The 12,301-nt window shown below is 68.9% G+C and carries 12 protein-coding genes and 1 tRNA gene; 11 read left to right on the forward strand and 2 right to left on the reverse strand.

From position 1 onward, the window contains the following. The first annotated feature begins 156 nt into the window (after positions 1-156). The 5 genes from bioA to CCZ27_RS04995 all read left to right on the forward strand — a co-directional run bounded on the left by bioA (position 157) and on the right by CCZ27_RS04995 (position 4,650). Complete coding sequence (gene bioA / locus CCZ27_RS04975; RefSeq protein WP_385961092.1) at positions 157-1,509, forward strand: adenosylmethionine--8-amino-7-oxononanoate transaminase; 1,353 nt, start codon at positions 157-159, stop codon at positions 1,507-1,509. Continuing rightward, complete coding sequence (gene bioF, locus CCZ27_RS04980; protein ID WP_096452197.1) at positions 1,475-2,695, forward strand: 8-amino-7-oxononanoate synthase; 1,221 nt, start codon at positions 1,475-1,477, stop codon at positions 2,693-2,695. Before bioA ends, bioF begins: the two co-directional genes overlap by 35 nt. Then, positions 2,692-3,432, forward strand: a complete 741-nt coding sequence (gene bioD, locus CCZ27_RS04985) for a dethiobiotin synthase (protein ID WP_096446108.1) — start codon at positions 2,692-2,694, stop codon at positions 3,430-3,432. Before bioF ends, bioD begins: the two co-directional genes overlap by 4 nt. Next, a complete protein-coding gene (bioB, locus tag CCZ27_RS04990; RefSeq protein WP_096446110.1) occupies positions 3,429-4,445 on the forward strand; it encodes a biotin synthase BioB in 1,017 nt (338 codons plus the stop codon). The genes bioD and bioB overlap by 4 nt, the downstream gene beginning before the upstream one ends. Before the next feature lie 117 nt (positions 4,446-4,562). Then, positions 4,563-4,650, forward strand: a tRNA-Ser gene (locus tag CCZ27_RS04995). A 79-nt stretch (positions 4,651-4,729) separates the two neighbouring features. Here the strand turns inward: CCZ27_RS04995 and CCZ27_RS23930 are convergent. Continuing rightward, positions 4,730-5,350 (reverse strand): PEP-CTERM sorting domain-containing protein, encoded by a 621-nt coding sequence (locus tag CCZ27_RS23930; RefSeq protein WP_198363268.1) that lies wholly within the window; start codon positions 5,348-5,350, stop codon positions 4,730-4,732. Between the two features lie 543 nt (positions 5,351-5,893). Here CCZ27_RS23930 and CCZ27_RS05005 point away from each other — a divergent pair. Further along, the gene (locus tag CCZ27_RS05005) at positions 5,894-6,214 is read left to right on the forward strand and encodes a DMT family transporter (protein WP_096446114.1); all 321 of its coding nucleotides are present in this window, start codon (positions 5,894-5,896) and stop codon (positions 6,212-6,214) included. A gap of 46 nt (positions 6,215-6,260) precedes the next feature. Here CCZ27_RS05005 and dmeF read toward each other — a convergent pair whose 3' ends face one another. Then, the gene (dmeF, locus tag CCZ27_RS05010; protein WP_096446116.1) at positions 6,261-7,199 is read right to left on the reverse strand and encodes a CDF family Co(II)/Ni(II) efflux transporter DmeF; all 939 of its coding nucleotides are present in this window, start codon (positions 7,197-7,199) and stop codon (positions 6,261-6,263) included. 72 nt (positions 7,200-7,271) lie between these two features. Here dmeF and CCZ27_RS05015 point away from each other — a divergent pair, with 72 nt between their 5' ends. The 5 genes from CCZ27_RS05015 (at position 7,272) to flhA (ending at position 12,179) form a co-directional block, all read left to right on the forward strand. Beyond that, complete coding sequence (locus CCZ27_RS05015) at positions 7,272-7,547, forward strand: metal/formaldehyde-sensitive transcriptional repressor (RefSeq protein WP_096446118.1); 276 nt, start codon at positions 7,272-7,274, stop codon at positions 7,545-7,547. Between the two features lie 32 nt (positions 7,548-7,579). Then, complete coding sequence (locus CCZ27_RS05020; protein ID WP_096446120.1) at positions 7,580-8,242, forward strand: pseudouridine synthase; 663 nt, start codon at positions 7,580-7,582, stop codon at positions 8,240-8,242. A 41-nt stretch (positions 8,243-8,283) separates the two neighbouring features. After that, a complete protein-coding gene (locus CCZ27_RS05025; RefSeq protein WP_232516566.1) occupies positions 8,284-8,742 on the forward strand; it encodes a DUF192 domain-containing protein in 459 nt (152 codons plus the stop codon). Positions 8,743-8,890: 148 nt separating this feature from the next. Further along, positions 8,891-10,033 (forward strand): flagellar biosynthesis protein FlhB, encoded by a 1,143-nt coding sequence (gene flhB / locus CCZ27_RS05030; protein WP_096446122.1) that lies wholly within the window; start codon positions 8,891-8,893, stop codon positions 10,031-10,033. Positions 10,034-10,079: 46 nt separating this feature from the next. Then, positions 10,080-12,179 carry a flagellar biosynthesis protein FlhA gene (gene flhA, locus CCZ27_RS05035; RefSeq protein WP_096446124.1) on the forward strand — a complete coding sequence of 700 codons (2,100 nt, stop codon included), beginning with the start codon at positions 10,080-10,082 and terminating at the stop codon, positions 12,177-12,179. The last annotated feature ends 122 nt before the right edge of the window (positions 12,180-12,301 follow it).

Genomic DNA, 12,301 nt, shown 5'->3' on the forward strand with positions numbered 1-12,301 from the left:
GCCGGCGGCTTGACGCGGCGCAACAGCCGCGATTAGATTCCGTAATTATTAATACAAAATGAAGAGCGCAGCACCTTGACCCCGGCAGGACCTTCTCCATCCTCCACCAGCGATGACCGGCTCAACCGTGCATGGCAGCAGCGCAGCCTCGCTCACGTGTGGCACCCGTGTACCCAGATGCAGCGTGCCCGCACGGCCGTGCCGCCGCTGCCGGTCGCGCGTGCAAAGGGGCCGTGGCTGGAAGATTACGAGGGCCGGCGCTATTTCGACGCCAACAGTTCGTGGTGGGTCAATCTCTTCGGCCATGCGGACGCGCGCATCAACGCGGCGCTGCACGACCAGCTCGACCGCCTGCCGCACGTGATGCTGGCAGGCTGTACCCACGGGCCGGCGGTGGAACTCGCCGAGCGGCTGTCGGCGCTCACCGGCGGCGTGCTGGGGCACGTTTTCTACGCCAGCGACGGTGCATCCGCGGTGGAAATCGCGCTCAAGATGAGCTTCCACTACTGGCGCAACACCGGGCAGGACGCAAAGCGCGAATTCGTCTGCGTGCGCCACGGCTACCACGGCGAGACCCTGGGCGCGCTCGCGGTGACCGACGTGGCGGTGTTCCGCGACGCCTACGATCCGCTGCTGATGCGCGCCCACATGGTGATGTCGCCGGACGCGCGCCAGGCGGGCGAGGGCGAATCGGCGGCCGACGTCGCCGCGAGGGCGATCGCAGAGGTGCGCACGCTGTTTTCGCAGCGCCAGGGGCACCTCGCCGCCATCATCGTCGAGCCGCTGGTGCAATGCGCGGCGGGCATGGCGATGCACGACCCGGCCTATCTGCGCGGGCTGCGCGCCCTGTGCGACGAGTTCGGCGTGCACCTGATCGCCGACGAAATCGCCGTCGGCTGCGGCCGCACCGGCAGCTTCTTCGCCTTCGAACAGGCGGCGCCGCCGGGCGAGCCGCCGCTGTGGCCGGATTTCGTCTGCCTGTCGAAGGGCATCAGCGGCGGCTACCTGCCGTTGTCGCTGGTGATGACGCGGGATGCCGTGTACTCGGCCTTTCTCGGCGACGACGTGGCGCGCGGCTTCCTGCATTCGCATTCCTACACCGGCAATGCGCTCGCCTGCCGCGCGGCGCTCGCCGTGCTCGACCGCTTCGCCGAGGACGACGTGCTCGAACGCAACCGCGCGGACGCCCGGGCGCTGACCACTGCGCTGGCGCCGCTGCACGGCGATGCGCGCGTCGAGCACATGCGCCAGCGCGGCATGATCTGGGCCTTCGACGTGCGCGAACCCTTCGCCGGCGAGCGCTTCGCGGAGCGCTTCCATCTCGCGGGCCGCGAACATGGCCTGCTGATCCGTCCCATCGGCCGCACCGTCTATCTGCTGCCGCCCTATGTGCTGGACGAAGGGCTCGCGCAGTGGCTGGCGCAGCGCACGCTGGCCACGCTCGACGCCACGCTGCGCCGGACGCCCGACATCCATGCTGCTTGCACACCTGAACCGCCGGTTGCGTGAGCGCGAGGCTGCCTCGCTGCATCGCCGCCGCCGCATCGCCGAGACGCCGTGCGCGCCGCACCAGCGCGTGGCCGGCGACGGCGCGGCGCGCGACATGCTGGCCTTCTGCAGCAACGACTACCTTGGCCTGGCGAACCATCCGGCGCTGATCGAGGCGCTGGCGGACGGTGCGCGGCGCTGGGGCGCGGGCAGCGGCGCGTCGCACCTGGTGAGCGGGCACGGCCGCGCGCATGCGGCGCTCGAGGAAGACCTGGCGGCATTCCTCGCCCCCTGCATCCCGGGTTGCGAGGCGCTGGGCTTTTGCACCGGCTACATGGCCAATCTGGCCCTGCTCACCACCTTGGGCGACGGCGCGGCGACGATCTTCGCCGACAAGCTCGACCACGCCTCGCTGATTGACGCAGGCCTGCTCGCCGAGGCGAAGATGTGGCGCTACCCGCACGGCCGGACGGATCTGCTCGAGGCGCGGCTGGCCGCGTGCGACACGCCGGTGAAGCTGATCGTCACCGACGCGGTGTTCAGCATGGACGGCGACCTGGCGCCGCTGCCCGAACTGCTCGCGCTGGCCGAGCGCCACGACGCCTGGCTCGTCGTCGACGACGCGCACGGCTTCGGCGTGCTGGGCGAGGACGGGCGCGGATCGCTCTCGCATTTCGGCCTCGCCGGCGAGCGCTTCATCTACATGGGCACGCTGGGCAAGGCGGCCGGCATCGGCGGCGCTTTCGTCGCCGCGCATCCGGCCGTGATCGACGCATTGGTGCAGATGGCGCGCAGCTACATCTACACCACGGCATCCCCGCCGGCACTGGCGCATGCCCTGCGCGCGAGCCTCGGCATCATCGGCGGCGGGGAGGGCGCGCGCCGCCGCGCCCATCTCGAGCGGCTCGTCGCGCAACTGCGCGCGCGGCTGCAGGACGTCATCGTGCGCCACCCCGGGCTGGGCTGGCGGTTGGCCGATTCGGCGACTGCGATCCAGCCCTTGATCGTCGGCGACAACGCGGCGGCGCTCGCACTGGCGGCCGGGCTCGACGAGCGCGGCCTGTGGGTGCCCGCCATCCGCCCGCCCACCGTGCCGGCCGGCACCGCGCGCCTGCGCATCACGCTGAGCGCCGCCCATTCCGCCGCCGACGTCGAGCGGCTGTGCGCGGCGCTGGAAGAACTGGCCGAGCAGGGAAGCCCCGCATGACGCAGCCCACGCGACCCGCGCTGCGCGGACTTTTCGTCACCGGCACCGACACCGGGATCGGCAAGACGCGCATCTCCGCCGCGCTGCTGCAGGCGTACGCCAAGAGCGGCGCGCGCGTGGCCGGCATCAAGCCGGTGGCCGCGGGCATGGAAGACATCGGCGGCGAGCACATCAACGAGGACGTCGCCATCCTGCGCGCGGCCGGTTCGATCGAACTCACCGCGGCCGAGGCTGGCCCGTGCCAGCTCGAGGCGGCATGCGCCCCGCACGCGGCCGCGGCGCTGGAAGGGCGGCGCATCGAGCGCGAGGCGCTGCTGGACGCGGTGCATGGGTTGGCGCAGCGGGCCGACTTCCTGATCGTGGAAGGCGTGGGCGGCTTTCGTGTACCCTTCGGCGACGACTGGGACAGCGCCGATCTCGCCCGCGACCTCGGCCTGCCGGTGGTGCTCGTGGTCGGCCTGCGGCTGGGCTGCATCAACCACGCCCTGCTGACGGCGGAGGCGGTGCGCGCCCGCGGCCTGCGCCTGTGCGGCTGGGTGGCCAACACCATCGATCCGCACATGGCCTGCATCCCGCAGAACCTCGACGCGCTCGCCCGCGGCCTGGGCGCGGCCCCCTGCCTCGGCCTGGTGCCGCGCCTGCCCGAGCCGGCGCCCGAAGCCATCTATCCTTACCTGAACGTGCCGGCGTTGCACGCGATCTTCGAAACCATCCACACCTTGAGGGACACAGCATGAGCACGATCGCCACCATCTCGCCCGACGCACTGCGCCGTTCCGCGCCGCGCAGCCAGCCGGAGCGCCCGCAGCGCTGGCGCGTGGAGGACGTCGAGGCCCTGTTCGCGCTGCCCTTCATGGAACTGGTGTTCCGCGCCCAGCAGGTGCACCGCGAGAACTTCGACCCGAACGAGATCCAGCTCTCCACGCTGCTGTCGATCAAGACCGGCGGCTGCGCCGAGGACTGCGGCTACTGCTCGCAGTCGGCGCATTTCGATACCGACGTGCAGGCCGGCAAGCTGATGCCGCTCGACGAGGTGCTCGAGGCCGCGCAGGCGGCCAAGGCGCAGGGCGCCACGCGCTTTTGCATGGGTGCGGCCTGGCGCTCGCCCAAGGCGCGCGACATGGAGCGGGTGTCGACCATGGTGCGCGAGGTGAAGGCGATGGGCCTGGAAACCTGCATGACCCTCGGCATGCTCGACGCCGGGCAGGCGAAGACGCTGAAGGATGCAGGCCTCGACTACTACAACCACAACCTCGACACCGCGCCCGAGTACTACGGCAGGATCATCAGCACCCGCACCTACCAGGACCGCCTCGACACGCTCGACAATGTCCGCGGCGCTGGCATCAACGTGTGCAGCGGCGGCATCGTCGGCATGGGCGAATCGCGCACCCACCGCGCCGCGCTGATCGCGCAGCTCGCCAACCTCGAGCCCTATCCCGAGTCGGTGCCGATCAACAACCTGGTGCCGATCGAGGGCACGCCGCTCGCCGGCACCGAGCCGATCGACCCCTTCGAATTCGTGCGCACGATCGCGGTGGCGCGCATCACCATGCCCCGCACCATGGTGCGGCTGTCGGCCGGGCGCGAGGTCATGGACGAGGCGCAGCAGGCGCTGTGCTTCATGGCCGGCGCCAACTCGATGTTCTACGGCGACCGCCTGCTGACCACTCCCAACCCGCAGACCGGCCGCGACCGCAGCCTGCTCGAACGCCTCGACATGCGCATCCAGGGCGCCGACGCGGCCTGATTCCGACGGGGATCGCAAGCGTCATACTCCATGCCCGCCGCCGGGGTACTGCGGTATACTCCGCGCGCTTCGAGCCGGGCAGAGTAGGTGAATGACCGGGGCGCGAAGGCTCTTGCGGGAAGCGTGGCCGAGCGGTTTAAGGCACCGGTCTTGAAAACCGGCGACGGGCAACCGTCCGTGAGTTCGAATCTCACCGCTTCCGCCAACCAGACAAACGATTGCCGCCGAACGATCCACGGGGTTCTTTCGGAACCCCGTGGATCGACCTTGTCACCAGCCCGGTCTTAGCGAGCGATGCGGCGACGGGCCACGGCACCGATCAGGCCGAGGCCGGCCAGCATCAGCGCATAGCTTTCGGGTTCCGGCACCGGATTGACGTTGAAGCCGGTGACCAGGCCCTGGTTCCAGTCATACGTGTAGGCGGAGAAGCGGCTGTTGGTGACGCCGACGTTCTTGTCGACGTCCAGGTACGCCGTGCCGTCGCTGCTCAGCGTGGCGTTGCGCACGGTCAGCACCAGGTTGCTGCCCGCGTTCGGGTCGTAGTGGAACGTCGTCGACAGATCGAGATCGACGCGGCCATCGGCGAGCGCCGGCAGCGTGCCGTCGTAAACCTGGGTCCAGGAAGTGTCGAGCCAGGGGTATTCCACGCCATTGGTCGTGTCAAAGCCGGCGACGCCGAGGGTCGAGGTCGACAGATAGATCTGGTAGGCGCCCGAATTCAGCGTGCCGCCGGGAGTGGCCGTGTTGTAGAAGCTGATCTGGCTGATGTCGATCGCCGAGGCGAAGCTCGCCGAGCTATAGATCTGCTGGAAGTAGTAGCCGCCAAGATAGGCGTTCGGGCCGAACGGGAAAGCACCGGCGCTGTCGGCTTCGCCGATCACCAGCGCGTGTGCCGGGGCAGCCATGGTAGCCACTGCAAAGACGACGGCTGCTGCTTTAATTTTGTGCGCGAACATCGTGTGAACTCCTTGCCTGAGGATTTGTTGCTGGAGGATGAGAACGATTCGTCAGCGACTCGACCGTCAAGGTCTTCGTCGCACGACTAGCGTGCCGAGCGTGCGCTACACGCGCGTGAGAGGCGCGCTGCACAGCCATTACGGCACCCCGTGCCGATCGGGCTATAGCGTTTCCGGCCATGCCTGCGGGCGGGTACCGCCGTCCGGATCGGACGGCCCGTTGCCGATTGCACCGGCATGGGCCCGAAGGTGCTGTCGAGACGCCGTTCGCGCTGATTTACGGCTTTCTTCGGGAATACCGCTTGCCGACGTTGCCGGAGATGGCCGCCCAAGCGTCGCCGCTTCCGCCGTCGCTACGCGCCGCCGGACCCGTGCCGGTCCTGCGAAAGGATCTCGCCTGATATGATCGGCGCTCGGAAAAGCGGAGGCCACGACCTCCCCCCGTCATCGGGAAATCGTCCGGGACGACCCGGCTCTTGAAAGGAGCAGGGTATGGCTTGGGCAATGTTGCTGGTCGCTGGGCTTCTCGAAGTCGTCTGGGCTTACTGCATGAAGCAGTCGGAGGGCTTCACGCGGGTGGTTCCAACGGCAATCACGCTGGTCACGATGATCGGCAGCTTCGCCTTGCTGTCGCTTTCGATGAGGACGCTGCCGCTGGGTACGGCCTACGTCATCTGGACAGGCATCGGCGCGGTCGGCGCCTTCCTCGCGGGCATCGCGTTCCTGGGGGAACACGCCAGCACAACCCGCATCCTGGCGGCGCTGCTCATCGTTTCGGGCCTGGTCCTGATGAAGGTGTCCGGTCCGCATTGACCGCCGGCATGCCTGCCGCCAAGGGTGCGGGTTGGGATTCCCGCGATCAACTGAGCCTGTTGACCTCGACGGTCACGTGCGCCAGTTCTTCGTGGATGTCCAGTCGTTGCCGGAAGTAGGAGGGCGGGACGTCGGCCGGCGTCACGATGCCGAGAATGCAGGCGTACTTGCCCTTGCCCACGCGCCAGACGTGCAGATCGACGATCTCGGCGTCGACCGGGCAGCCGTCGATGGCCTCGCGGATCTCGGCCACCACCGGCGCGTCCATTTCCGCGTCGAGCAGGATGCGCCCGGTGTCCCGCAGCAGCCCGTACGCCCAGACGGAAACCAGCACCGCGCCGACGATGCCCATCGACGGGTCGAGCCAGTTCGCGCCCCACAGCTTGCCGCCGAACAGCGCGGCGATGGCGAGAATCGACGTTGCCGCGTCGGCGAGGACGTGGAGGTAGGCGGAGCGCAGGTTCAGGTCGTGATGATGGTGGTCGTGACCGTCATGTCTGTGGTGGTGATCGTGGCCGTGGTGGTCGTGGTCGTCCTTCAGCAGCCAGGCGCAGGCGAGGTTGACCAGCAGCCCCATGGCGGCGATGGCGATCGCCTGCTCGTAGTGGATGGGGGTGGGAGAAATCAGGCGTTCGATGGACTGGTAGAGCATCAGCGCGGCGACGCCGACCAGGAAGAGCGCGCTGGTGTAGCCTCCGAGGATCTCGATCTTCCACGTGCCGAACGCGAAGCGCCGATCGTGGGCGAAGCGGCGGGCGGCGCCGTAGGCGAGCAGCGACAGTCCGAGCGCCAGCGCGTGGGAACTCATGTGCCAGCCGTCGGCGAGCAGGGCCATCGAATTGAAGACATATCCGCCGACGATCTCGGCCACCATCATCGCGGCCGTCAGCAGGACGGCGCGCCGGGTGTTGCGTTCCGCGAGCGGATTGCCCTCGTCGAAGACGTGGCTGTGCTTCCAGTCGCCGGTGGCCGTCGAAGATGGCATGGCTGCTCCCGCCCAAATGTTAACTCAATATACTATACCCCAGTATATATACGAGGAAGGAGGAAGGTGCCGATGGCGCATACCATCCGAGGCCAGAAGCAGTTGCTGACGCGGGTACGCCGCATCAAGGGCCAGGCCGAAGCGCTGGAGAAGGCGCTGGGCCAGGAGGCCGAGTGCTCGGCCATCCTGCAACAGATCGCGGCGATACGCGGCGCGGTGAACGGGCTCATGGCCGAAGTGCTGGAAGGCCACATACGCGAACACCTGGGGCGGCCGGACGCCACGCCGCAGGAGCGGGCCGACGACGTGGAGCAGGTCGTGAGCGCCCTGCGCTCCTACATGAAGTGAGACCGGGCGGCGACGCAACCGGCTTTTCGATCATGGCGAGACTCATTCTTCTCAACAAACCCTACGGCGTGCTGTGCCAGTTCACCGATGAAGCCGGCAGGGCGACGCTGAAGGACTACCTGCCGGTGCCGGACGTGTATGCGGCCGGCCGGCTCGATACCGACAGCGAGGGGCTGCTGCTGCTCACCGACGACGGCGCGCTGCAGCACCGCATCGCCGATCCGCGGCACAAGCTGCCCAAGACCTACCTGGTGCAGGTCGAGGGCGAACCGGATGAAGCCGCGCTGGCCGCGCTGCGGCGCGGCGTGGATCTGGGCGATTTCCACACCCGGCCGTGCGAGGCGCGGGTGGTGGCGGAGCCCGGCTGGCTGTGGCCGCGCGACCCGCCGGTGCGATTCCGCAAGACGGTGCCGACGGGCTGGCTCGAGATCGTGCTGCGCGAGGGCAGGAACCGGCAGGTGCGGCGCATGACGGCGAAGGTCGGCTTTCCCACGCTGCGCCTCTTGCGGGTGGCGATCGGGCCGTGGCGGCTCGGGGAACTGCTGCCGGGGCAGTGGCGGGAGGTGCCGGCGGCGGATGCGGCCGCAGGCCGGGAGCAGCCCGCGGGGCTCGCGGCGGGCGCGGCCCCGGCAGGCCGGCGCGCGCCTCGTGCGGCGGGGCGGGCAGAGGCGTCCCGGCGCGGCCGGACGCGCTAGAATCCGCGCCATCCTTACGCATCGGACTTCGGAAACGGCACATGGGCAGTCTTTCTCGCTTTGGACGGCGCGCGATCGCCGGTGGGATCATCGCAGCCGCGCTCGCGGCATCGGCGCGGGCCGATCTGCCGCTGGCCGAGCTTGGCGCCGGCATGTACCGCATCGAGGCCGAAGTGGTCAACACCTTCCAGACGCGGCAGACGGGGTTGATGAACCGCCAGACCATGCCGCCGCAGCGGGGCATGGTGTTCGTGTTTCCCGAGGACGCGATGCACTGCATGTGGATGCGCAACACCTACCTTCCGTTGTCGGTGGCTTTCCTCGATGCGCAGGGCAGGGTGCTGAACGTCGAGGACATGCAGCCGCAGACCGAGGACAACCACTGCGCGGCCGGCGCGGCGCGCTATGCGCTCGAGATGAACATCGGCTGGTTCCGCGAGCGCGGCGTGAAGCCGGGCGACACCATCCGCGGCATCGGCCGCCTGCCCGCAGCGCGCTGACCGGGGCGCTGCGCGCAAGGGGCCCGAATAGCGGGGCTTTCTCCCGGCTTATCGGGCGCTGCCGCACGGCAGGCCGCCGCCATAATCTCCACACGCCGCCTCGCGTCCGCATCCGCCGGGACGCGGCGGGCGGCAACCGGAGCCGGCCGTGGCCGAAGAAAGCGATCTCGAGAAGACAGAAGCGCCATCGCCACGACGGCTGGAACAGGCGCGCGAGGAAGGGCAGGTCCCGCAGTCGCGGGAGCTGTCGACCTTTCTCGTCACGATGACCGGCGCGGCGTCGCTGTGGATGATGGGCGACTGGATGGCCACGCGCATGCTCGCGCTGGTGCGCCATGCCTTTGCCTTCGAGCGCGAGGTTGCCTTCGACCACGTGCTGATGCTCGATGCGCTGCGGGGGCAGCTCGAGGGCGCGCTGTTCATGCTGACGCCGCTGTTCGTCGTGCTGCTGGTGGCCGCGGTCGCGGCGCCCATCCTGCTCGGCGGCCTGGTGTTCGCGCCCAAGGCGCTGGGGCCGAATTTCGGCCGGCTGAATCCCATGCAGGGCATCGGCCGCATGTTCTCGCTGCACGGCCTGGTGGAGATGGTTAAGGCCATCCTGAAGTCGCTGCTGGTGGGCGGCGTGGCGGCGGCGGTGCTGTGGAACAACAAGGATCACCTGTTCGATCTCATGGTCGAGCCGCTGGAGGTCGGCATGCCCGACTTCGCCAACACGGTGGCGTTCGCCGCGCTGCTGATCGTCTCCAGCCTCGGCCTGCTGGCGCTGATCGACGTGCCGTTCCAGCTCTGGCAGTACCACAGCAAGCTGCGCATGACCAAGGACGAGGTCAGGCGCGAGAGCAAGGAGCAGGAGGGCGATCCGCAGATCAAGGGCCGCATCCGCGCGATGCAGCGCGAGATGGCGCGCCGCCGCATGATGGCGCAGGTGCCCAAGGCCGACGTGGTGGTGACGAACCCGACGCACTTCGCCGTGGCGCTGAAGTACGACGCCGACAGGATGGGTGCGCCCGTCGTCGTCGCCAAGGGGCGCGGCGAGCTTGCGCTGAAGATCCGCGAGATCGCCGGGGAGAGCGACGTGCCGCTGCTGGAGGCGCCGCCGCTGGCGCGCGCGCTGTACGCGCACTGCGAACTCGACGCGGCGATTCCCGCAGCGCTGTACACCGCGGTGGCCGAGGTCATGGCCTACGTCTATCAGCTCGACGCCTGGGCGGCCGGCGGCGGGCTGCCGCCGCAGGTGCCGACGAACCTGCCGGTGCCCGAGGACATGGACCCGGGCTCGCCCGACGAATGACCCGTCCCCGCACGCCATCATGAACATCCGACCCGGGGCCTGAGGCATGGCCAGCAACGACACCCTCAACATCCGCCAACTGCTGACGCCGGCCAACCTGCGGCCGCTGGCGGCGCCGCTGCTCATCATCATGATCCTGTCGATGATGGTGCTGCCGCTGCCGGTGTTCCTGCTCGATGTGTTCTTCACCTTCAACATCGCGGTTTCGGTGATGGTGATGCTGGTGGCGATGTACTCGAGGAAACCGCTGGATTTCTCGGTGTTTCCCACCGTGCTGCTGATGACCACCCTGCTGCGGCTGTCGCTCAACGTCGCGTCGACGCGCATCGTGCTGATGCACGGCCACTCCGGCCCGGACGCGGCGGGCAAGGTGATCGAAGCCTTCGGCCACTTCCTCGTCGGCGGCAACACCGCGGTCGGCATCGTGGTGTTCGTGATCCTCACCATCATCAACTTCGTCGTCATCACCAAGGGCGCCGGCCGCATCGCGGAAGTGAGCGCACGCTTCACGCTGGATGCGATGCCCGGCAAGCAGATGGCGATTGATGCCGACCTCAACGCCGGCCTCATCGACGACAAGGAAGCCAAGCGCCGGCGCAAGGAGATCGCGCAGGAATCCGACTTCTACGGCGCGATGGACGGTGCCTCAAAGTTCGTGCGCGGCGATGCCGTCGCCGGCATCCTGATCCTGGTGATCAACATCGTCGGCGGCCTCTTCGTCGGCGTCGTGCAGCACGACATGGCGGTGGGCGACGCGGCGCACAACTACACGCTGCTGACGATCGGCGACGGCCTGGTGGCGCAGATCCCGGCACTGATCATCTCGGTGGCGGCGGGCCTGGTGGTGTCGCGCGTCGGCGACGACGGCGACATCGGCGGCCTGGTCATCGGCCAGTTGTTCTCCAACCCGCAGGTGATGCTGCTCACCGCGGCCATCATCGGCGTGCTCGGCCTCATCCCGGGCATGCCCAACCTCGTCTTCCTGCTGCTCGCTTTGTCGCTGGGGGCGCTGGCGTGGACGCGGCGCAAGAAGATGGCCGAGGAGGCGGTGACGGCCGCCGCGGCGCAGCCGGCGGCACCTGCCGCCGCGGCTCCCGAGGCGCAGGAAGCGAGCTGGAACGACGTGGCGCCGGTGGACGTGCTCGGGCTGGAGGTGGGCTACCGGCTCATCCCGATGGTCGACAAGGCGCAGGACGGCGAACTGCTCAAGCGCATCCGCGGGCTGCGCAAGAAGTTCGCCCAGGAGGTGGGCTTCCTGGCCTCACCGGTGCACATCCGCGACAACCTCGAACTGCGGCCGAATGCCTACCGCATCGCGCTGAAGGGCGTCGAGATCGGCAGCGGCGAGGCGTATCCCGGACAGTTCCTCGCGATCAACCCCGGACGGGTGTCGGGCACGCTGCCCGGCCGCGAGACCAAGGACCCGGCCTTCGGCCTGCCGGCGGTGTGGATCGAGCCCGCCCATCGCGAGCAGGCCCATGCCCTGGGCTACACGGTGGTCGATGCGAGCACGGTGGTCGCCACCCACCTGAACCACCTCATCCTCAACCACGCCGCCGAACTGCTCGGCCGCCAGGAGACGCAGGCCCTGCTGGACCACATCGGCAAGGATGCGCCCAAGCTGGTGGAAGACCTGGTGCCCAAGCTGCTCCCCGTGTCCACCGTGCAGCGCGTGCTGCAGAGCCTGCTCGAAGAAGGCGTCAACATCCGCGACATGCGCAGCATCATCGAGGTGCTGGCCGAGCATGCGCCGCGCACGCAGGACCCGGCGCAGCTCACCGCGCGGGTGCGCGAGGCGCTGGGCCGTGCGATCGTGCAGTCGCTGTTCCCGGGCAATGCCGAGGTGCAGGTCATGGCGCTCGAGCCGGGCCTGGAGCGCATCCTGATGCAGGCGATGACCTCGGGCGGCGACGGCGGGGTGATCGAGCCCGGCCTGGCCGACACGCTGCTGCGCCAGACGGCGCAGATCGCCCAGCGCCAGGAAGACATCGGCCTGCCGCCGGTGCTGCTGGTGCCGGCGCAACTGCGCATGCTGCTGTCGCGCTTCCTGCGCCGCGCGGTGCCTTCGCTGAAGGTGATCTCCAACAACGAAGTGCCCGAGTCGCGCACCATCCGCGTCACCGCGATGATCGGCGCGCAGGGCTGAGCCGCGGCCGGTTCTTCGCGCATCGGGTCTTCCGGTCCCGCTGGAATTGGCGGGGGAAAGGACCCTTTTTCGGGCCTCGTCGCCACAGCCCGGCTGGCGATAATCCCCTTCAAGCTGCGGCC

The organism is Thauera sp. K11 (assembly GCF_002354895.1).
Classification (GTDB): Bacteria; Pseudomonadota; Gammaproteobacteria; order Burkholderiales; family Rhodocyclaceae; genus Thauera; species Thauera sinica.